Source organism: Natronococcus roseus (assembly GCF_043677095.1).
GTDB lineage: Archaea > Halobacteriota > Halobacteria > Halobacteriales > Natrialbaceae > Natronococcus > Natronococcus roseus.
Genome location: NZ_JBHLJR010000003.1, coordinates 415,447 through 435,016, shown reverse-complemented (window position 1 = coordinate 435,016; position 19,570 = coordinate 415,447). Strand labels below are relative to the sequence as shown.

Genomic DNA, 19,570 nt, shown 5'->3' with positions numbered 1-19,570 from the left:
GTGGGGAGCGACTGGATCAGACCGAGCGAGGTGCCGGAACGTCACTCGAGCACCAGCACGTACCGCGTCAGCGACCGGTGGACGCGGCGTTCGAAGGCGGCTTCGAGCTCCCAGCCGGCCTCACGGGCCTCGGCGGCCCACGAGCGGTCCGCGACGACGACGGCCCGAGAGGCGACCCGCCGAGTTTCGGCGAGCGCGCCCGAAACGAGGTCCTCGAGCCGGTGGGTGTCGATCTTCGACTGGCGGCCGTAGGGGGCGTCGAAGACGACGCCGTCGACCGCGTCGTCGGCGATCGGCAACCGAGTGGCGTCGCCGCGACCGACGTGCCACGAACCGCGTTCGGCGCCCGTCGGCGACGGCTCGTCGGGCTCGAGGAAGTGCTCGAGGTTCGTCCGCGCACCGCGGGCCATCTTCGCCTGGGCATCGGTGCCGACGACGTCGGCGCCGACCAGCCCCGCCTCGACCAGCACGCCGCCCGTGCCACACATTGGGTCCAGAATCGTCGCGCCGGGTCGGGCGCCGACGACGTTCGCGACCGCGCGGGCCAGCAGGGGATCCATGCTTCCGGGCTGGAAGAAGGGTTTGTCGGTGGGCGCACGCGTACCGAAGTCGCGGACGCTCTCGGCCGCGAGCCAGCCGAGCGCACAGACCGAAACCCGCTCGCCTCGCGATTCGTCGCCCTCGTCGTCGGGGGCCGAGAGAAGGTCGTCTCGCCCGTTTTCGTCGCGCTCGAGTCGCCCCTCGGAGAACGCCGCCCGCAGGACGTGATCCGGATCCTCGAGGTCGACCTCGAAGCCGCGGTCGACCAGGACCTGACCGAGTTCGCGCTCCGCGCGATCGGTCGCGACGCCCGCCGAGCCATGGACGTCGGTCGCGCGCACCGCGACCGTTCCCGACCGGTCGATCGGGGCGGCCTCGAGCAGCGCCGTCGCACTGGCGAGGTCGGCGTCGGTCCGGCCCAGCAGCGCGCTCGCGCGGTGCGTGTAGGCCAGTCCGCGGATGCGCTCGGGAACGGCGGCGTTCGCAACGGCGAGGCCCGGCGCAACCGGGCGGACGTCGGCCGCGGCGCTTTCGGCCTCGCGGGTTGCGAACGCGTCGTCCTCGCCACCGAGCTCGAGGAAGTACACGTCGGATCATCGCTCGGGCTCGAGTATCAGGGTACCGCTTTCCTCAGCCAACCTCGAGTGACGATCACACGATCGCCGTCGAACCGGTAGAAGACGGCCGAGCGACACTGATCCCGGTTTCCAACCGATCGATATAAACCGGACATATCAGGTGCCGGTACCAACCTTTATAAACCTTAAATACGTCCTTTTAAGCGACTTATGACGGATCCGAAGGACACCATCAACATCGAAAACGTGGTGGCGTCGACCGGCATCGGACAGGAGCTCGATCTGCAGAGCGTCGCGATGGACCTCGAGGGGGCCGACTACGACCCCGAGCAGTTTCCCGGTCTCGTCTACCGCACGCAAAATCCCAAGTCCGCTGCGCTGATCTTCCGTTCCGGGAAGATCGTCTGTACCGGTGCGAAAAGCACCGACGACGTCCACGAGAGTCTCCGTATCGTCTTCGACAAGCTCCGGGAGCTCCAGATCCAGGTCAACGAGGACCCCGAGATCGTCGTCCAGAACATCGTGACGAGCGCGGACCTCGGACGCAACCTCAACCTGAACGCGATCGCGATCGGGCTGGGTCTCGAGAACATCGAGTACGAGCCCGAGCAGTTCCCCGGTCTCGTCTACCGGCTCGACGAACCCGAGGTCGTCGCCCTGCTGTTCGGCTCCGGCAAACTCGTCATCACCGGCGGGAAGAAGCCCAAGGACGCCGAACACGCCGTCGACAAGATCGTCTCGCGCCTCGAGGACCTCGGCCTGCTCGAGTAGCGCGTTCCGAAACCGATTCTCGCGAACGACAGTCCCGACTGAGAATCGTTCGTACTGACCGTTCACTCCGACGTTGCCGAAGGCTGTCCGTTCGAACCACCGGCCAACACGACCCACCCGTCGATCGCCGCGAGCGGACCGGTAATCCCGGTTTAACTCCTCCATATCCACGAGCGACGGGTTCGATCCGATCGTTCGCGCGAGTTGAAGACCGTTCATTCCGCTTTGGATCGCAGAGACTGATCTGAACCGGCGCTGACGGTTCGAAACGACCGACCGCGTTTATTCGGGATCCCTGAGTCTCTACCGACGATGACGATCCATCCGGACCGAACGACCGTCTCCGAGGGGTTCAGTGGCGAAAGCGTCCGCCTCCGCGCCATCTCCCGGGGAGAGTTCGGTCGCGTGCTGGCGAACGATCGTCGGCGCGAGGTGCTCAGGTACCTGCTCGCCTCCGACGAACCGATCACGGTCCAGCGCCTCGTCGGCTGGCTGGCCGACACCGAGGACGAGACGACCGCCCTGACGACGATCCACGAACTGCGCCAGCGGGTCCACGTCGCGCTGTGTCGCACCCACCTCCCGCTGCTCGAGCGCTACGGGATCGTCGAGTACGACCGCGAGCGCGGGCTGGTCTCCCCCGCGGCGAACCTCTCCGAGTTCGAGTCGCTGCTCGAGGACGTCGAGCTCGAGCGGCCCTGGTGATCGACCGTTGGTCACCGTTCGGAGACAATCGCCTGCCGCCCGGCTACGCGTCGTCGAGCCGACGCGTTCCGCTCGGCCCCACAGTTTCACGGCTCCTGTCGGGCACGCGGACGCCGTCACGTCTCGGCGCGGCGTCCGGCGAACGCCCTCACTGCAATCAGAACGTACAGGATGCCGATTACTCGCACCCGTCTGTGAATCGTGGGTTCCACTCGACCTCCTCCGGGTGCTCGTAGAGGAATCCGAGCACAAATCTGCGGTACAGCTGTGGGAAGAGGACGACGACGGCGCCGAACAGCCCCGTAAGGTCCATCAGCCGGGCGTACGCTCGGCCGCCAGTTAGGCTGGCGAGGGTCACGACGGTCCTTCTGTCCGTATTCCCGACCTGACCCATGGTCTGATCTCCTGGTTGCCGGGATTGTCGAGAGCAACGGCTTCGAAGCCGTCGAGTATTCGATCCGGAAACAGTGCCGTGAGAGCCCCGAAGACGCCGGTGACGAGGCGAATCATACTCGTCCGAGACGATCGAGACGAGCATAATCGTACGGGAGCGTTCTCACGGTACGGAAGAAACCGGGAGCTACTCCACGAGCCGTTCGATCTCCGTGACGAGAATGTCGCTGGCGCCGGCCGCTTTGACGTCGGTGATCGTCTCGAAGACGTCCCGCTCGTCGACGACGGCGTGGACCGCGAGCATCCCGTCGCCGTCGTCGTCGGCGATGTCCATGATCGTCGGCCCGCCCAGGCCGGGGATCACCTCGCGGACGTCCTCGAGTCGGTTCTCGGGGACGTTCATCATCAGGTAGCGTTTCCCCTCGGCGTGTTTGACCGACGACAGCGCCGTTCGGACCTCCTGCACTTTCGGATCGTCGACGACGTCCTCCCGGGCGAACAGCCGCACCGAACTCGAGAGCACCTCCTCGACGATCGCCAGCCGGTTCATCTTCAGGGTCGTCCCAGTGCTCGTGATGTCGACGATAGCGTCGGCCATCTCGACGTGGGGCGTAAGTTCGGTCGCACCCGAGACCTCGACGATGTCGGGCTCGACGCCGGCGTCGGCGAAAAAGTCGCGGGTAATGTTGGGGAACTCGGTGGCGACGGTCTTGCCCGCCAGATCTGCGACAGTCTCGATGTCGCCGTCCTCAGGGGCGGCCAGGACGAGCCGGCAGCGGCCGAACTCGAGGTCGAGCAGTTCGGCGACGGTGTCGACGCCGGCCTCACGGACCTGGTCGTAACCCGTCACTCCCATCTCGGCCGCGCCGTCGGCGACGTACTCGGGGATGTCGGCCGCGCGGGCGAACAGCACCGAAACGTCGGGATCGACGGTGTCCGCGTACAGTTTGCGGTCGGCACCGTTCTCGAGGTGCAGCCCCGCCCGCTCTAAGAGGTCGATCGTCGGCTCGTGCAGGCGGCCCTTGTTGGGAACGGCGATTCGCATTTACCGGCGGTTCGAGATCGGGAGGGAACTGTCTTTCCATCCCGACGACGGACGAATGCGGCCCCTGCGGAGCGACGTGGCTGCGAGGCGTGGCGAACGCGAGAACGGCGACTCTCGTCGTAGCTACAGCTTGTGATCAGAATCACGTAAAGAACGGACGGCGATTCGGACGCACAAGCTCCCGTCACGGTTGGTCGTCCCGGCGATGATCTCGTCGCGGGCCTTTTCTACCGGCCTCGATTCCCCCTTGCTCATCACCTCGGTGGCGTCCGCCTCGCCCTCCTCGAGGATCCCGTCGGCCGATCCTGCCCATCGGAAGCGTAACACGTAGGACCCTCACCTGAGACCCTCTAGACGACAGTGGACCGAACGACACTCGACGCCGTGGTCGCCGTCTTCGTCGCCGGGATCGTCGTCCTCGGCGTCGGCGCCGCCTGGCAGACCTCTCGCCAGTCCCAGGTTCACGGCGAGATGATGGGCCACACCGCCGTTCACGGTCCGCACCCACTGGTGTACCTGTTCGGGTCGATCCTCGTCGCGGGCGTCGTCGCCGGCGCGTACTGGGTCGTTCGCGAGCAGGTGGACGCGGAGACGGAGCATCGGCCGTCGCCTCGAGCGGCCGAACCCGATCCGGAATCCGACTCCGGATCTCGAACCGACGTCGGGTCGGAATCGCCGTTCCGAGCCGAGTCGGCGACCGAGAGCTCTCGGCCGAATCCTCGGGTGCTGGACGTCCTGCCGGAGGACGAGCGCCGTATCCTGGAACCCGTCGTCGACTCGCCGGGGCTGACCCAGATCGAACTCCGGGACCGGGCCGACTTCTCGAAGAGCAAGGTCAGCCAGACGGTCACCGATCTCGAGAAGCGGGGGCTGCTCTACCGCGAACCACAGGGGCGAACGTACCGCGTCTACCCGAGCGACGACCTCGAGGAGCGCTGACCGACGTCTTCGGGCGAAGCGAGCCGTTCGGCTCAGACCGTCGCGTGGGCCCCGCACGAACGGTTTCGAATCTATGAAACGGTTAGGACGATTTAGAAACGTTCTCGAACGATCTGCGAAGTGGGTTCACGACCGAGCGGCTAACCGTCGAGCCGCCCTCGTCCCAACTGAGGTGACGACCAATGCCAACACCGACGCTACGACTGACGATCGGCCTGCTCGCCGTGATCGCACTGCTCGGCGGCGCGGCGATAGTAAGCGCTGACGACGCCGACGCGGACGCCGCCGCGGTCGAGTGGATGAACGAACGGATGGGAGACCACGATGCGCATCACGACGGTCACGCTGACCACGATCACGGTGCGCACCACGACGATGCGAACCACGCCGAACACCACGCTGACCACGGGCCAGGCGACCACCACACCGGTGCCGGTAGCTGTTAACCGGTCCGGCTCGTCTTCGTCCGACGCGGCGAGACCGAGCGGAAGCTACTGTTGTCCGACGAGTGAGGGAAGGATCTCTTACCCGCGACTGTAATCAAATTTGAGGGATCGGTACGTGCGTGGACTAACGAGATGGGTCTTATAGAATCGGATTTATCTCCCGAGATAGTTTAGTTTCAAAAGATATGCGATTGGATATTCGCGGTAGCAAAGTCACAACCCGCTTGAACGTGTAGCCCATAGTGTCGAGTATTATGAGTAGGAGACGAGCGCACCTCGAGATCACCGGCATGTCGTGTTCGACGTGTTCGGGGAGCGTCGAGGATGCGGTAGGCGATCTCGAGGGGGTCGCGTCGGCGAGCGCGAACTACGCGACCGACGAGGGGACCGTCGAGTACGACCCCGTGGAGACGTCGCTGGCCGAGATCTACGACGCGATCGAGTCGGCGGGCTACGAGGCCGCTTCGGAGACGGAGACACTGACCGTCATGGGAATGTCGTGTTCGACCTGTTCGGGAACCGTCGAGGACGCGGTCACCGACCTGCCGGGCGTGGTTCGAGCCGACGTAAACTTCGCCTCGGACGAGGCCCGGATCGAGTACAACCCGAACGACATGTCCCTTTCGGAGATCGTCGACGCCATCGAGGAATCGGGCTACGAGCCGGTCCGCGACGAGCTCGAGGAAAGCCAGGGCGCCAGCCAGCGCGAGCGCGCCGTCGAGAAAGAGCTCCGGCGCCAGCGAAAGCTGGTGATCGGTGGCGGCCTGCTGACGCTGCCGTTCGTGCCGATGATGGTCGACATGCTGTTCGGATTCGTCGACGTCGCCTCGCCGGTTCCGATGGCGATCGCCCACCCGCCGGGCTGGCTCGAGTTCGTCCTCGCGACGGCCCTGATGGCGACGCTCGGCAAGGAGTTTATCGTCGGCGCCTGGCGGGCGTTCTCGAACAACCGGCGGGCGAACATGGACACGCTCGTCGCCGTCGGCACGTCGGCGGGCTACGTCTACAGTACGGGGGTGCTCGTCGGCGCGATCACCGGCGGGTTCTACTTCGAGGCCGTGGCGTTCATCCTCTGGTTTATCACGCTCGGTAACTGGCTCGAGGTCCGCTCGAAGGCCCGCGCGGGCAGCGCCCTGCGGGAACTGCTCGAGATGGAGGCCGACGAGGCCACCGTTGTTCGGGACGGCGAGGAGCGCCAGGTCCCCCTCGAGGACGTCGAACCAGGCGACGTGCTGAAGGTCCGACCCGGGGAAAAAATTCCCACCGACGGGGTCGTCCGCGAGGGCCAGAGCGCGGTCGACGAGTCGATGCTGACCGGAGAGTCCGTCCCGGTCGAGAAAGAGGAGGGCGACGAGGTCGTCGGCTCGACGATCAACGAGAACGGCGTCCTGCTGGTCGAGGCGACGAAGGTCGGCTCGGAGACGGCGATCCAGCAGATCGTCGAGCGGGTCAAGGAAGCCCAGTCCCGCCAGCCCGAGATCCAGCGGCTGGTCGACAGGGTCAGCGCCTACTTCGTCCCCGCCGTGATCGTCAACGCCGTCGTCTGGTCGGTCCTCTGGTTCCTGTTTCCGGAGACGCTGTACGGCGCCTCCGCGGCGCTCGGGTCGTGGATCCCCGTCCTCGAGCCCGTCGGCGGGGGTCCCGTCGTCGGCGGCGTGCCCGTCTTCGAGTTCTCGGTGGTCGTGCTCGCCTCGGCGCTGTTGATCGCCTGTCCCTGTGCCCTCGGGCTCGCGACGCCCGCGGCGACGATGGTCGGCTCGACGCTGTCGGCGACCAACGGTGTCCTGTTCAAAGGCGGTGACGTCCTCGAGCAGGTTCGCGGGATCGACACCGTCGTCTTCGACAAGACGGGAACGCTAACCCACGGCGAGATGACCCTGACCGACCTCGAACTCGTCGGCGAGCGGACGGCGACGGACGGCGGGACGCTGACGGGACTCGAGCGCAAGGAGGATCTCGAATCGTTCGTCCTCGGCGCGGCCGCCACCGCCGAGTCCGGCTCGGAACACCCGATCGCGCGGGCGATCGTCGACGGCGCCGAGGAACGAGGCGTCGAGATCGGCGAGGTCAGCGAGTTCGAGAACGTCCCCGGCCACGGCGTACGAGCGGAAACCGACCGCGGGAGCGTTCTGATCGGTCGTCGGAAGCTGCTCGAGGACGCGGGGATCGATACCGAACCCGCCGAGGAGACGCTCATCCGGCTCGAGCGCGAGGGGAAAACGGCGATGCCGGTTGCGGTAGACGGCCGACTAGTGGGCGTTCTCGCCGTCGCCGACGAGGTTCGCGAGAGCGCGACGGAGACCGTCGCGGCGCTGCGAGCGCGCGGGACCGAGGTCGTGATGCTCACCGGCGACAACGAGCGCACCGCGGCGGCGGTCGCTCGAGCGGTCGGGATCGACCCCGACAACGTCCGCGCGGAGGTGTTGCCCGAAGACAAGGCGGATCACGTCGAAGCGCTGCAGAACGACGGCTCGCGAGTGATGATGGTCGGGGACGGCGTCAACGACGCGCCCGCCCTCACTACGGCACAGGTCGGTATCGCCATCGGCTCCGGGACCGACGTCGCCATCGAGTCGGCGGACGTCACGCTGATGCGCGACGATCCCGCAGACGTGCTGAAGGCCGTTCGGATCTCCGAGGCGACGATCTCGAAGGTGCGCCAGAACCTGTTCTGGGCGTTCGTCTACAACGCGACGCTGATCCCGATCGCCTCGCTCGGTCTGCTGAACCCCGCACTGGCGGGGCTGGCGATGGCCGCCTCGAGCGTCAGCGTCATGACCAACAGCCTCGCGTTCGCGAGGTACGACCCACACGAGGACTACCGGCTCGCCGTCACGAAGCCGCTTTTGTGGCTTCGCGGGAACTGACGACGAGGGCGAGCCGTCGCTGATGTGAGTAGGTGTTAAAAAACGCGTTCGGAGCGAGAGCGAGCGTTACTGGTGCGGTTCTAGAACGACACGGCGTCCGGAGCGTACGGGCTCCCGACCGGCGTCGGGTCGCGGTCGCTGTAGCCGACCCGACCGACCGCCTTGTCGCTCACCGCGGAGTAGACGGCGAACCGGGCCTCCTCCGGATTCTCGAAGGTCTCGGACTCGAGGCGGGCGAGTACCTCGCTGACCGTCTCGGTTCCGTTGGGGAGTTCGAGGGTTCGGTCGCCGTGTTCTGCGATCAGTTCCTCGGTGGTCGCGGGGTACTCGTAGTCGTCGATGACTTCGCCGGTGCCGTTGAGCAGCATTACACCCCTATCTGTGTGAACGATGATTATAAACATTTTCCATAATCGATTTCTAGGCCTACCGTACACCTTAAACACCTAGAGGCGAGAGCGCGTTTTCGCCGGCACAACAGTGAGCTTACGGCTGCGGGACGGCTCGAGTAGGGCATGCCCTACGCGGATCTCCACGTCCACACGACCCGTTCCGACGGCGCCCTCGAGCTGGCCGAGGTTCCCGACGCCGCGCGACGAGCGGGTGTAGCCGTCGTCGCGCTGACCGATCACGACCGCCTGCAGCCGTTCGACGAACCCGCTATCGAACGGGACGGGATCCGAATCGTTCACGGAATCGAACTTCGGGTCGAGACCGACGCCGGCCAGCGTGTCGACCTGCTCGGGTACGGAATCGAGCCGACCGCTGACCTCGAGGCGACGACCGAACGGATCCAGCGAAACCGGATCGAACGCGGGCGGGCGATCGTCGACCGCGTCGAGGACCGACTCGACGTCGATCTCGGCGTCACCGTCGACGACGGGTTCGGGCGGCCCCACGTCGCGCGGGCGATCGACGCCCACCCCGAGACCGAGTACGACTACGAGGGAGCGTTCGATCACCTCATCGGCAACGACGGCCCCTGTTTCGTTTCCAGGGAGCTCCCCTCGTTCGAGCACGGTCGGCAGGTACTCGGGGAGGCGGGCCGACTGGTCTCGCTCGCACACCCGTTCAGGTACCCCGATCCCGAGGCCGCACTCGAGCTGACGAGCGAGCTCGACGCCGTCGAGCGCTACTACCCCTACGGGCGGGCGGTCGACTCGAATCGGGTCGATCGAGCCATCGAACGGTACGGGTTGCTCGCGACGGGCGGGACCGACGCTCACGAGCGCGATCTGGGCGTTAACGGCCTCTCGAAGGCCGAGTACCGGAAGCTCGGGCTCGAGAGCTGAGGTGGTGAACGCCGCCGAGAGCGGAGCCTTCAATGTCCCCTGGCTCGTACGAACGCGTATGAACTGCCACTACTGCGACCGCGAGGCGGCCTTCGCAGCCGAATCCGACGAGCTCAAGGTCGGACTCTGCGAGGAGCACTTCCGCGAGCGGTTGCAGGAACTCGCCGAAGCCGACGGTCTCGAGACGCTCAAGGAGCAGGTCGACGTCGACCGCGCCGAGTAATCACGCCGTCCGGCCGGCGTCGACGTCGATAGCGTCGACGGGGCAGACGTCGACGCAGAGCATACAATCGATACACTGGGCCTCCTTCGCCGGATCCGCTTTCTCCTCGCTCTCGGGATGGCCCGGCGTGTCGACCCACTCGAAGACGTCGACGGGGCAGTCCTCCAGGCAGGCGCCGTCGGCGATACAGAGGTCGAAGTCGACCGCGACATGGGTGCCGTGAATGCCGAGCTCCTCGGGTTCGTCGACGGGTCCCCAGACGGCGTGGCCGTTGTGTTCGTCGACCTTTTCTCGGTTCTCGTGGAACTGCGGATCTATGGTCATTGCTAACAGGTAAAAATCGCCGCCGGGACTTAAAAGTATGTGCCGTATTCCGGCCGACGGCGGCGGAACGCCGCGACGCGATCGTCCGGTGAAACGGCTCAGTCCTCCCGCTCTCGGAACGCGCGACGGTCGTCGAGGAGCTCGCGAATCCAGACCGCTACGCCGTGGTCGTGGCCGTACGTCCAGATCGCCGTCTGCTGGATAACGTCGGGGAGTCCGCCCTCCTTGATCGCCGCCGCGACGACCGACTCGTGGTCGACGAGCAGGAGCTGAGCGGGCCACTCCGAGTAGACGGCGTTGGTCGTCTCGAGGTCCGGAGCGACGACGACGATCGCGTCCGGGACGGCCTCTTCGAAGGCTTCCTGGTCGTCTTCCGTCGGAACCTCGACGACGACCTCGACGCCGCGGTCGGTCGCTCCACGTAGTTCTGCGAGGATCGCGTCGTCGACCACCTCGTCGCTCGCGACGACGTGGTGGACCGACTCTTCCGCGTTCTCGATAAAGGAGGCGATCCGATCGGTGACGTGTTCGGTCTCCGAGATCGACCAGACGCCCGCGTCCTCGGTCGATTCGGGCTGTTCGATCTGCTCGAGGGCGTTCTCGGCGGTGTTGATCCGGGAGTCGTAGTTCTCGCGGATTCGGCGACAGGCCGTCTCGACCTCGACCGCCCGGTACTCTCGGGGGTCTGACTGCTGGACGTCGACGAGCCCCTTCCGGTCGAGTCGCTCGATCGTGTCGTACACGCGAGACCGGGGAACGTCGGAGACCTGACTGATCTCCTTTGCCGTCCCGGTCGTGAGCTTCGTCAGCGCGACGAAACACCGCGCTTCGTACTCGGTGAGCCCGAGTTCCGACAGCGCGGAGACCGCTTCCTCAGTTTTGGGCATACGTGGACACGGGTATCGGTAGCCAAAAGTCGGACGTTCTCTCGCTGGCGATCATCCCAACGGATCGAACTCGGTTCCACCGCACGGACAGCCCGTGGTGCTGCCGATCGGGTTGATCTCGCCCGACGACGACAGCCAGACCGCCAGCGCGCGCCCACAGTCGACACAGCGTGCCGCTCCCTTCCGACGATCCGTTCCAGTCACGGCCGGGAGTTCGTTCGACGCCGTATAGCTCGTTCGTGATCTCGAGAGTAACAGGCAGGTCGTTACTCCGTCAGTAACAACGGATCGACCACCATGCTACGGAAGACGCGCCACGACCGCGCGTCGGTGCGCCGCCACTGACGAGAGTGCTAGCGAGGACTCGGGCCGCTCGACGACGACCCGATAAGCGGCTTACATGTGCAGGCCGTCTTTGCAAATTTCTAATTGATCCAACTATCACATGACGCGAGTAGAATTTTTCGCGCGGTATTTGCATGATTGATACACTTACTGATCCGATCGTTGCGACGATGATCGGATACTTCGCGGTGACGCTTGCGGTCGGACTCTGGTACGGACGGGGCGCCGGCGAGGGGTACGTCGAGTTCACGCTGGCCGGTCGGAATCTGAGCCTGCCGGTCTACCTGATGACGTACTTCGCGACGTTCGCGGGAAGCGGACTCACGATGGGGCTCGCTCAGCACGCGTTCATCGAGGGCATCAGCGCCCAGTGGTACGCGATGACCCAGGGGCTGGCCTGGATGACGATGACGCTGTTCATCGGCTTTATTTACTCGTTCGACGTCGTGAGCGTTCCCGAACTGCTCGGCCGGGTGTACGGGGAGTACACGCAGTACTTCGCCGGACTGTTCACCGTCGCCGGACAGGTCGCGCTCACTGCCGGCCAGACGATCGGGATGGCATCGGTGCTCGCGGTCACCACCGGGATGAACCTCACGACGGCGTTCTGGATCAGCGTCGCCATCTTCGTGGGGCTCACCGCCTACGGCGGGATGAGTACGGTCGCCTACACCGACACGCTCCACGGCGTCGTCATCATCGTCGGGATGATCGTCGCGATCCCGCTCGCCGTCTCGAACGTCGGCGGCGTCGGAGCGATCTCCGCGGACGTGCCGAGCGAACACATGAACTGGTTCGGCGTGGGGATCGTCCAGATCGGGACCTGGTACCTGATGTACCTCACCGTCGCCGGCGCCCAACAGCAGATGCTCCAGCGGACGTGGTCGGCGAAGAACCGTCGGGTTGCGATGTTCGGGACCTTCCTCGCGGGGACGATCATCACGGGCTTCGGGATCCTCTCGGCGGCCGCGGGCATGATCGCGAACGCCCAGGGGGCCGACATCGCCTCCGAGATGGCGTTCGCCTGGACGATCACGAACACGCTCCCCGACGCACTCGCCGGCCTGCTGCTGGCCGCGGCGGTCTCCTCGGTCATCACGGGTGCGGACTCGTTCCTGCTCGCCGGCGCGACGAGTTTCATCAACGACATCTACATCCCGCTTCGGGGCGGGCACGAGGCGGTCAACGAGGATCGCCTCGTCTTCGTCACGCGGATCGCAATCGTCGTCTTCGGCGTCGGTGCCGCGCTGATCGCGTTCAGCGGGATCGAGATCATCGTGATCAACACTCTCGGAATGGGAATCATGTCCGTGCTGTTCGCCGGCCTGCTGATGATGCTCTGGGACGGCACCGTCCGCGAGGCCGGATTGCCCGGCTTCATCGTCGGCGGGATCGTCTTCGTCATCTGGGAGTTCGGCCTCGGCTCGCCCGAGATCATCGCCGGACAGGGGCAGGTCGAACCCGCCGTGCCGGCGACGCTGTCGGCGCTGGTAACGATCTGGCTCGTCAGCGTCCTGTACAACGGCGAGACGTTCACCAACGAGAAGATCCGCGAACTCGCGAGCGAGGACATGGATCGCCTGCGGGCCGACGAGGTCGCCTCGGACGATTGAAACGAGCGGCCAGTTGGCCGCGCGCGAGCGCACCGCTTTTGCACGTGCCCTCGATAGGGCAGGTATGGATCTCACCCACCGTCCGCGACGGCTCCGCCAGGACCGGGTTCGCGGGCTCGTCAGCGAGACGAGCCTCGAGCCCGCCGACTTCATCGCCCCGGTGTTCGTCGACGCGACGACCGACGAGCGCCGACCGATCGAGACGATGCCCGGCCACGAACGGGTGCCGATCGACGAGAGCGTCGCCCGCGTCGAGGAGGTGCTCGAGACCGGCGTCGAGGCCGTCATGCTGTTCGGGATTCCCGAATCGAAGGATCCCGAAGGAACCCGCGCCTGGGCCGACGACGGCGTCGTCCAGGAGGCCACTCGGCGGATCACGAGCGAGACCGACGCCTACGTGATCACGGACGTCTGTCTCTGCGAGTACACCGACCATGGCCACTGCGGCCCCCTCGAGGCGGAACTGCGCGGCGAGGAGGCCGGGGCGTACGACCACGCCGCCGACTGCGACCCGGCGCTGACCGTCGACAACGACGCGACGCTCGAGGCGCTGGATCGGATCGCCGTCTCCCACGCCGAGGCCGGCACGGACATGATCGCGCCGAGCGGAATGATGGACGGGATGGTCACCGCCATCCGCGAGGGGCTCGACCACGAGGGCTACGAGCGCGTCCCGATCATGAGCTACGCGGCGAAGTACGAGAGCGCCTTCTACGGGCCGTTCCGCGACGCGGCCGACGGCGCGCCCGCCTTCGGCAACCGACGACACTATCAGATGGATCCCGCGAACGCACGCGAGGCGATGCGGGAGGTTCGGCTGGACGCCGAACAGGGCGCGGACGTCCTGATGGTCAAACCCGCCCTACCCTACCTCGATATCGTCGGCGACCTCCGACGGGAGTTCGACCACCCCATCGCCGCGTACAACGTTTCCGGCGAGTACGCGATGCTCCACGCCGCGAGCGAGAAGGGGTGGCTGGATCTCGAGGCCGTTGCACACGAATCGCTGCTGTCGATCAAGCGCGCGGGTGCGGATCTGATCCTCACGTACTTCGCCGAGGACGTCGCCGAACACTTGTCCGGTCGGAGCTAGCTCGGCGGCCGTTCGGAAGCGAGGGATCGGTTCGACGAACGTCGGATTCCCGTCGAGGACCGGAGGCGCTTCTGAAACAGCTGACCTTATACGAGTTGCGTTCCCTAGTATGCTGGACAATGGAGAAGATATTTTCTCTAGAGCGACACGAGTGTCAACGCCAATTGTTATATTTTTCTCTTTCTCATCCGAAGACGTGAGCTCAAACACGAGCGGCGAGAACGCACGGACGGACGGAGGAAAGCCGAACGACGGAGAGATCAAGATGGTTACGGCCATCGTTCGCCCCGACCGCCTCGGCGCGGTCAAGCAGTCGCTCGCCGAGGCCGGCGCACCGTCGCTGACGGTCACCAACGTCTCGGGACGGGGCTCCCAACCCGCCAAGAAGGGCCAGTGGCGCGGCGAGGAGTACACGGTCGACCTCCACCAGAAGGTCAAGATCGAGTGCGTCGTCGCCGACATTCCGGCCGAAACGGTCGTCGACGCGATCTGCGAGGGCGCGAACACCGGCGAGCCCGGCGACGGGAAGGTCTTCGTCACCCCCGTCGAGCGGGCCGTCCAGATCCGGACCGGCAAGACCGGCACCGACGCGGTTTGAGCGGCGTCCGACGTGAGCCGCTTTTGATGGGAAAGCGCGGGAAAATCGGCCGATTGAACCGCCAAACGGTCGGCAAAGCACGGTGAAGCAGTTTCGGACGAACGTCCAACGGCGAGTCCACGGCGGGTAACTGTCGGCAACATTTTCCGCGCGGGCTACGACCGGCTCCGGCGACGGAGAAATTTACGTCGAAGACCGATTATCTCAGGAGGACATCGTTCGCAACCGTCGTATCGGCGATCGAAACACCGGTCTGAATCCGATTCGGATCCCCTTATACGGATTAAATTGCCTATAGATATACACACCTGCCACAAATATTCAACGGTATATGACCAATCGTCAAGGCTAAACCTTATACTATTCACTTCCATCACCGTTATCCGTGAATCAGAATACATACGCGGAAGGCAGACGGATTAGAGTGGACGGTCACTCACAGAACTCGAGCAAAAATCTCACGAATGAGGTGAGCGCTTCGTGATCGAGCCGATCGCCCTCGAGGTCTCGACGGCCGATATCGAGCAGCTCGCGACGGGGATGAACCTGATGTGGGCGCTGACCGTGACGTTCCTGATCTTCTTCATGCACGCCGGCTTCGCGATGCTCGAGGCGGGGCAGGTCCGCTCGAAGAACGTCGCGAACCAGCTGACGAAGAACATGCTGACCTGGGCGGTCGGCATCTTCGTCTTCTTCGTGATCGGGATGGGGCTCTCGAACAACGTCGGCGCGGCGCTGGGCGGCGGCGACGCCGGCCCGCTGACGATGTTCGGCGAGGGATCGTTCGACTGGGCGATGTGGCTGTTCAGCGCGGTGTTCGCGATGACCGCGGCCACGATCGTCTCCGGGGCCGTCGCCGGCCGCGCGAAGCTCCGGGCGTACGTCACGTACACGTTCCTGCTCGCGGCGGTCATCTACCCGGTGGTCGCGGCGATGGTCTGGTACGCGCCCGGCGGGGAGCCGATCCTCGCGAGCTTCGGCTTCTCCGACTTCGCGGGCGGGATGGTCGTCCACGGCGTCGGCGGGGTCGCCGGGCTCACCGCCGCCTGGATGCTCGGCGCCCGAATGGACAAGTACAACGACGACGGCAGCGTCAACATCATTCCCGGTCACTCGATGACGTTCGCCGTCCTGGGGACGCTGATCCTCTGTTTCGGCTGGTTCGGTTTCAACGTCGGGACGGCCGCGACGGTCGTCGACGTCGATACCGGGGCGGCGGCCGGCGAGGTCGTCGGGCTGGCCGACTTCGAGTACGTCGGTAGCGTCGCGATGGTCACCGCTCTCGGGATGGGCCTGGGCGCGATCGGTGCCTCGAGCGTCTCGCTCGCGATAAACGGCAAGGTCGACACGCTGTACGTCGCCAACGGGATGCTCGCCGGGCTCGTCGGCGTCACGGGTCCGACGGACCTCATCACCCCGATGGGTGCGATCGCGATCGGATTTCTGGCCGGCGCGCAGCTCCCGATCGTCTTCAAGTTCGTCGACGAGCGGCTCAAGATCGACGACGTCTGTGCGGTGTTCCCGGTTCACGGGACCGCGGGGATGCTCGGATTGCTCATCTACCCGCTGTGGTCGATCGAGGGCACCGCGATCGGCGGCGGCGTCGTCGCCGGCGGGATCCTCTCGATCGAGGCGAGCGCGTTCGCCCCCCAGGCCATCGGCGTCGCCACGATCACGGTCTGGACGGTCGCCGCGACCGCCGCCGTCTGGGGCGCGTTCAAGGCGATCGGACAGGCCCGCGTGACCCCCGAACACGAGCGCGACGGGCTCGACGTCACCGAACACGGCGTCGACACCTACCCCGAGTTCGGCGGTCCAGACGTCGCGACGGACGGCGGAAGCGTCGACGATAAGCGCATTCGGACCGACGGGGGAAGCCCGAACGGCGGCGAGATCAAGATGGTCACCGCGATCGTCCGTCCGGATCGTCTCGGCGCGGTCAAGCAGTCGCTCGCCGAGGCCGGCGCACCGTCGCTGACGGTCACGAACGTCTCGGGTCGTGGTTCACAGCCCGCCAAGAAGGGCCAGTGGCGCGGCGAGGAGTACACGGTCGATCTCCACCAGAAGGTCAAGATCGAGTGCGTCGTCGCCGACATCCCGGCCGAAACGGTCGTCGACGCGATCTGCGAGGGCGCGAACACCGGCGAGCCCGGTGACGGGAAGGTCTTCGTCACCCCCGTCGAGCGGGCCGTCCAGATCCGGACCGGCAAGACCGGCACCGACGCGGTCTGATCGGATCGAAACGGGTACCGAGGCTTTTTTCGGTCGGCTCGAGGTCGCGAGCGCGTCGCCCGCTCGATCGCGGCCCGACGAGCGAACCTCGGTACTACTTTGCCGTCCCGCTCGTAAGGCTCGCCCATGACCGACGATCACTCTCGCGAGCTGTACGACCGGGCGCTGTCGGTGATGCCCGGCGGCGTCAACTCGGCGGTTCGGGCGGCGATCGAACCCTACCCCTTCTTCGTGCAGAAGGGCGACGGCGGCCACGTCATCGACGCGGACGGCAACCGCTACATCGACTGGGTGATGGGGCTGGGTCCGCTGCTGCTGGGCCACGATCTGCCCGAGCCCGTTCGCGCGGGCATCCAGCGAAACGCGAGCGAGGGGCCGATCTACGGCACCCCGACCGAGATCGAGGTCGACCTGGCGGAGTTCGTCGTTCGTCACGTCCCCAGCGTCGAGAAGATCCGGTTCGTCAACTCCGGCACCGAGGCGACCACCTCCGCGGTGCGACTCGCACGGGGGTACACGGGTCGGAACAAGATCGTCGTCATGCAGGGCGGCTACCACGGCGCCCAGGAGTCGACGCTGGTCGAGGGCGACACCGAGAATCCGGCCCCCTCCTCCGCGGGCGTTCCGCAGTCCTTCGCCGAACACACCCTTCCGGTGCCGTTCAACGACGAGGACACCGTTCGCGAGGTCTTCGAGGAACACGGTGACGACATCGCGGCCGTCATGACCGAGCCGATCCTGGGCAACCACGGTATTGTCTACCCTGAGGAGGGGTACCACGAGTTCCTCCGCGAGATCACCGACGAGCACGGCTCGCTGCTGATCTTCGACGAAGTTATCACGGGATTCCGCGTTGGCGGACTGGGCTGTGCCCAGAGCGAGTTCGGCGTCACCCCCGACCTGACGACGTTCGGCAAGATCGTCGGCGGCGGGTTCCCCGTCGGCGCGCTCGGCGGCCGGGCCGAGATCGTCGAACACCTGGCGCCCTCGGGCCCGGTGTTCCAGGCCGGCACGTTCTCTGGCCACCCCGTCACGATGGCCGCGGGTCTCGAGACCCTGCAGTTCGCCGCCGAGAACGACGTCTACGGACACGTCAACGGGCTCGGTGAGCAGCTTCGCAGCGGGCTGACGGAGATCCTCGCCGACCAGGCGCCGAGTTACACCGTCACCGGCACCGACAGCATGTTCAAGGTGATCTTCACCCGCGACGGACCGGGCGCGAACTCTCTCGAGGAGCAGTGCTCGAGCGGCTGCCGACAGCGGCCGTCCTGCCCGCGCTACGATACCTGCCCGAAGAACGCGACCGACGTCAAAAACGCCGAGACCGACCGCTGGCGGCGGATCTTCTGGGGCCAGATGAAAGAACAGGGCGTGTTCCTCTCGCAGAACCAGTTCGAGTGCCAGTTCGTCAGCTACGGCCACACCGAGGAAGACGTCGAGGAGACCCTCGAGGCGTACAAGGAGGCGCTGTAGTCGCGACGGTGATGGCGGATCCCCGGAATCGGACGGTCGGACGAACGACGGCCGACTCGAGCGCCGCGGACGGCTGATGGACCTCGAGTTGCCCTCGCCCTCGAGCGTCGCCGAACTCGACTGGGCCCGCGTCGCGGAGCGGTTGCTCTACCTGTTCCCGCCGGTGATCGGCGTCGGCATCGTCGGGGTGCTCCGGGAGGCCGATCTCGGGGTCCCGCTGCTCCAGCGGGGGCTGGTCCTGTTCGGCACGTTCGGCTACACCGTTCTGACGGTCGGGTTGGCGGGGGCACTCCTTCTGGACGCGCGTCGAGTGCGTCGACAGCCACGAGCGAGCGGCGAGTGGCGACCGAACCCGTGGCTTAATGCGGCCTTCGCGTTGCTGTGGGCGCCGATCGCGGGCGTCGTCTACCTCTTTCGGCGCCACCGTCGGTTCGGGACGCCGCCGGGCTGGTCGGAGTGGTGGCTCGTCGTCGCGGTCTCGTTCGCGATGACAGTGGTCGGGCTCGTCGCGGCGGTCGTCGCCGTCGTCCTCGCGTTTCCAGGGCCGTTGCTGACCGTAATCGGGCTTTCCGGGGCGATCGCCTTCGGGGCGTTTCCGATCGCGATCCACCAGGATGCGGCCTACGTCTGTACTCGAAGCAACACCTGGCGGCCGAATCCCGGGCTCTACCTCGGCTTCGCCTTCCTGACCCTGTTCGTGGCGCCGCTACAGCCGATCCTCGCCGGCTACTACCTCTTTCGGCGCCACCGAACCCTCGGAACCCCGTGATCGCGCTCAGTCCGACGCGGTGACGATCTCCGGTCGGTAGCTCGCGATCGTCTCCATGACGGCCCGTCGGTCCTCGTCGTCGACGTCGAACGACGCCAGCGTCTCGTCGAGGTGGGTCGCGATCGCGTCGAACTCGGACGGCGTGATCCCCATCCCCTCGTGGGCAGCCTCCATCTCCGCACCCGTATACTCGACCGGTCCGCCCGTCACGGAGCTGATGAACTGCGTCTGGTGTGCGCGCTGTTTCTGCATGTCGACGTCCTCGAAGTAGTACGCGACCCGCTCGTCCTCGAGCACCCGGTCGTAGAACTCGTCGACGACGGCGCCGATCGCGTCTTGGCCTCCGAGACGGTCGTAGAGGGTCTCTGTCACGGAGAGGGATAGCTAGCACTCACTAATAAAACCGGCCCCGAACATGTCGTCGGCTCCGCGGCGGG

At 65.9% G+C, this 19,570-nt stretch carries 20 protein-coding genes and 1 pseudogene; 13 read left to right on the top strand and 8 right to left on the bottom strand.

From position 1 onward, the window contains the following. Positions 1-41: 41 nt before the first annotated feature. Positions 42-1,127: a TIGR01177 family methyltransferase gene (locus ACFEMD_RS10140; RefSeq protein ID WP_394740887.1), complete on the bottom strand. Its 1,086-nt coding sequence runs from the start codon at positions 1,125-1,127 to the stop codon at positions 42-44. A 201-nt stretch (positions 1,128-1,328) separates the two neighbouring features. Here ACFEMD_RS10140 and ACFEMD_RS10135 point away from each other — a divergent pair, with 201 nt between their 5' ends. Both ACFEMD_RS10135 and ACFEMD_RS10130 read left to right on the top strand, forming a co-directional pair. Beyond that, positions 1,329-1,889 carry a TATA-box-binding protein gene (locus ACFEMD_RS10135; RefSeq protein ID WP_005554970.1) on the top strand — a complete coding sequence of 187 codons (561 nt, stop codon included), beginning with the start codon at positions 1,329-1,331 and terminating at the stop codon, positions 1,887-1,889. 312 nt (positions 1,890-2,201) lie between these two features. Then, a complete protein-coding gene (locus tag ACFEMD_RS10130) occupies positions 2,202-2,594 on the top strand; it encodes a DUF7344 domain-containing protein (RefSeq protein WP_394740886.1) in 393 nt (130 codons plus the stop codon). 178 nt (positions 2,595-2,772) lie between these two features. Here ACFEMD_RS10130 and ACFEMD_RS10125 read toward each other — a convergent pair whose 3' ends face one another. The 3 genes from ACFEMD_RS10125 to ACFEMD_RS10115 form a co-directional block, all read right to left on the bottom strand. Further along, positions 2,773-2,988 (bottom strand): hypothetical protein, encoded by a 216-nt coding sequence (locus ACFEMD_RS10125; protein WP_394740885.1) that lies wholly within the window; start codon positions 2,986-2,988, stop codon positions 2,773-2,775. Positions 2,989-3,174: 186 nt separating this feature from the next. Next, positions 3,175-4,032, bottom strand: coding sequence for an ATP phosphoribosyltransferase (gene hisG / locus ACFEMD_RS10120; protein WP_394740884.1), 858 nt, complete (start codon positions 4,030-4,032; stop codon positions 3,175-3,177). A 123-nt stretch (positions 4,033-4,155) separates the two neighbouring features. Further along, a complete protein-coding gene (locus ACFEMD_RS10115; protein ID WP_394740883.1) occupies positions 4,156-4,359 on the bottom strand; it encodes a hypothetical protein in 204 nt (67 codons plus the stop codon). Between the two features lie 33 nt (positions 4,360-4,392). Here ACFEMD_RS10115 and ACFEMD_RS10110 point away from each other — a divergent pair, with 33 nt between their 5' ends. The 3 genes from ACFEMD_RS10110 (at position 4,393) to ACFEMD_RS10100 (ending at position 8,284) form a co-directional block, all read left to right on the top strand. Continuing rightward, entirely contained in the window at positions 4,393-4,971 is a 579-nt protein-coding gene (locus ACFEMD_RS10110; RefSeq protein ID WP_394740882.1) for a MarR family transcriptional regulator, read from the top strand. Between the two features lie 182 nt (positions 4,972-5,153). Continuing rightward, entirely contained in the window at positions 5,154-5,417 is a 264-nt protein-coding gene (locus tag ACFEMD_RS10105; RefSeq protein WP_394740881.1) for a hypothetical protein, read from the top strand. A gap of 254 nt (positions 5,418-5,671) precedes the next feature. Next, positions 5,672-8,284 carry a heavy metal translocating P-type ATPase gene (locus ACFEMD_RS10100; RefSeq protein ID WP_394740880.1) on the top strand — a complete coding sequence of 871 codons (2,613 nt, stop codon included), beginning with the start codon at positions 5,672-5,674 and terminating at the stop codon, positions 8,282-8,284. Positions 8,285-8,364: 80 nt separating this feature from the next. On the opposite strand, the gene ACFEMD_RS10095 is transcribed toward ACFEMD_RS10100, so the two are convergent. Further along, positions 8,365-8,652 carry a DUF5789 family protein gene (locus ACFEMD_RS10095; RefSeq protein ID WP_293029165.1) on the bottom strand — a complete coding sequence of 96 codons (288 nt, stop codon included), beginning with the start codon at positions 8,650-8,652 and terminating at the stop codon, positions 8,365-8,367. Between the two features lie 147 nt (positions 8,653-8,799). Here ACFEMD_RS10095 and ACFEMD_RS10090 point away from each other — a divergent pair, with 147 nt between their 5' ends. Both ACFEMD_RS10090 and ACFEMD_RS10085 read left to right on the top strand, forming a co-directional pair. Next, positions 8,800-9,576: a PHP domain-containing protein gene (locus ACFEMD_RS10090; RefSeq protein WP_394740879.1), complete on the top strand. Its 777-nt coding sequence runs from the start codon at positions 8,800-8,802 to the stop codon at positions 9,574-9,576. 58 nt (positions 9,577-9,634) lie between these two features. Next, positions 9,635-9,799, top strand: a complete 165-nt coding sequence (locus tag ACFEMD_RS10085; RefSeq protein ID WP_005554955.1) for a DUF6757 family protein — start codon at positions 9,635-9,637, stop codon at positions 9,797-9,799. Here ACFEMD_RS10085 and ACFEMD_RS10080 read toward each other — a convergent pair whose 3' ends face one another. Together ACFEMD_RS10080 and ACFEMD_RS10075 are read right to left on the bottom strand one after the other, a co-directional pair. After that, a complete protein-coding gene (locus tag ACFEMD_RS10080) occupies positions 9,800-10,123 on the bottom strand; it encodes a 4Fe-4S dicluster domain-containing protein (protein ID WP_005554954.1) in 324 nt (107 codons plus the stop codon). Positions 10,124-10,221: 98 nt separating this feature from the next. Then, positions 10,222-11,010, bottom strand: coding sequence for a TrmB family transcriptional regulator (locus tag ACFEMD_RS10075; protein ID WP_394740878.1), 789 nt, complete (start codon positions 11,008-11,010; stop codon positions 10,222-10,224). 515 nt (positions 11,011-11,525) lie between these two features. Here ACFEMD_RS10075 and ACFEMD_RS10070 point away from each other — a divergent pair. The 6 genes and pseudogenes from ACFEMD_RS10070 (at position 11,526) to ACFEMD_RS10045 (ending at position 19,133) form a co-directional block, all read left to right on the top strand. After that, positions 11,526-12,968, top strand: a complete 1,443-nt coding sequence (locus ACFEMD_RS10070; RefSeq protein WP_394740877.1) for a sodium:solute symporter family protein — start codon at positions 11,526-11,528, stop codon at positions 12,966-12,968. A gap of 64 nt (positions 12,969-13,032) precedes the next feature. Further along, the gene (gene hemB / locus ACFEMD_RS10065; protein WP_394740876.1) at positions 13,033-14,061 is read left to right on the top strand and encodes a porphobilinogen synthase; all 1,029 of its coding nucleotides are present in this window, start codon (positions 13,033-13,035) and stop codon (positions 14,059-14,061) included. A 223-nt stretch (positions 14,062-14,284) separates the two neighbouring features. Continuing rightward, positions 14,285-14,659: pseudogene (locus tag ACFEMD_RS10060) on the top strand (P-II family nitrogen regulator); the annotation flags it as partial. A gap of 480 nt (positions 14,660-15,139) precedes the next feature. Continuing rightward, positions 15,140-16,891, top strand: coding sequence for an ammonium transporter (locus tag ACFEMD_RS10055; RefSeq protein ID WP_394740875.1), 1,752 nt, complete (start codon positions 15,140-15,142; stop codon positions 16,889-16,891). Between the two features lie 126 nt (positions 16,892-17,017). Continuing rightward, positions 17,018-18,364: a glutamate-1-semialdehyde 2,1-aminomutase gene (hemL, locus tag ACFEMD_RS10050; protein WP_394740874.1), complete on the top strand. Its 1,347-nt coding sequence runs from the start codon at positions 17,018-17,020 to the stop codon at positions 18,362-18,364. 76 nt (positions 18,365-18,440) lie between these two features. Further along, entirely contained in the window at positions 18,441-19,133 is a 693-nt protein-coding gene (locus ACFEMD_RS10045; protein WP_394740873.1) for a hypothetical protein, read from the top strand. 6 nt (positions 19,134-19,139) lie between these two features. Here the strand turns inward: ACFEMD_RS10045 and ACFEMD_RS10040 are convergent, their stop codons facing one another. Then, positions 19,140-19,505, bottom strand: a complete 366-nt coding sequence (locus ACFEMD_RS10040) for a group I truncated hemoglobin (RefSeq protein ID WP_394740872.1) — start codon at positions 19,503-19,505, stop codon at positions 19,140-19,142. Positions 19,506-19,570: the final 65 nt, after the last annotated feature.

What these genes read in the sequence shown, in the direction of transcription:
- hemL (WP_394740874.1), top strand. Translation starts at nt 17,018, where the DNA reads ATGACCGACGATCACTCTCGCGAGCTGTACGACCGGGCGCTGTCGGTG.
- ACFEMD_RS10125 (WP_394740885.1), bottom strand. Translation starts at nt 2,988, where the DNA reads ATGGGTCAGGTCGGGAATACGGACAGAAGGACCGTCGTGACCCTCGCC.
- ACFEMD_RS10045 (WP_394740873.1), top strand. Translation starts at nt 18,441, where the DNA reads ATGGACCTCGAGTTGCCCTCGCCCTCGAGCGTCGCCGAACTCGACTGG.
- hisG (WP_394740884.1), bottom strand. Translation starts at nt 4,032, where the DNA reads ATGCGAATCGCCGTTCCCAACAAGGGCCGCCTGCACGAGCCGACGATC.
- ACFEMD_RS10070 (WP_394740877.1), top strand. Translation starts at nt 11,526, where the DNA reads ATGATCGGATACTTCGCGGTGACGCTTGCGGTCGGACTCTGGTACGGA.
- hemB (WP_394740876.1), top strand. Translation starts at nt 13,033, where the DNA reads ATGGATCTCACCCACCGTCCGCGACGGCTCCGCCAGGACCGGGTTCGC.
- ACFEMD_RS10135 (WP_005554970.1), top strand. Translation starts at nt 1,329, where the DNA reads ATGACGGATCCGAAGGACACCATCAACATCGAAAACGTGGTGGCGTCG.
- ACFEMD_RS10100 (WP_394740880.1), top strand. Translation starts at nt 5,672, where the DNA reads ATGAGTAGGAGACGAGCGCACCTCGAGATCACCGGCATGTCGTGTTCG.
- ACFEMD_RS10105 (WP_394740881.1), top strand. Translation starts at nt 5,154, where the DNA reads ATGCCAACACCGACGCTACGACTGACGATCGGCCTGCTCGCCGTGATC.
- ACFEMD_RS10080 (WP_005554954.1), bottom strand. Translation starts at nt 10,123, where the DNA reads ATGACCATAGATCCGCAGTTCCACGAGAACCGAGAAAAGGTCGACGAA.
- ACFEMD_RS10130 (WP_394740886.1), top strand. Translation starts at nt 2,202, where the DNA reads ATGACGATCCATCCGGACCGAACGACCGTCTCCGAGGGGTTCAGTGGC.
- ACFEMD_RS10085 (WP_005554955.1), top strand. Translation starts at nt 9,635, where the DNA reads ATGAACTGCCACTACTGCGACCGCGAGGCGGCCTTCGCAGCCGAATCC.
- ACFEMD_RS10090 (WP_394740879.1), top strand. Translation starts at nt 8,800, where the DNA reads ATGCCCTACGCGGATCTCCACGTCCACACGACCCGTTCCGACGGCGCC.
- ACFEMD_RS10075 (WP_394740878.1), bottom strand. Translation starts at nt 11,010, where the DNA reads ATGCCCAAAACTGAGGAAGCGGTCTCCGCGCTGTCGGAACTCGGGCTC.
- ACFEMD_RS10095 (WP_293029165.1), bottom strand. Translation starts at nt 8,652, where the DNA reads ATGCTGCTCAACGGCACCGGCGAAGTCATCGACGACTACGAGTACCCC.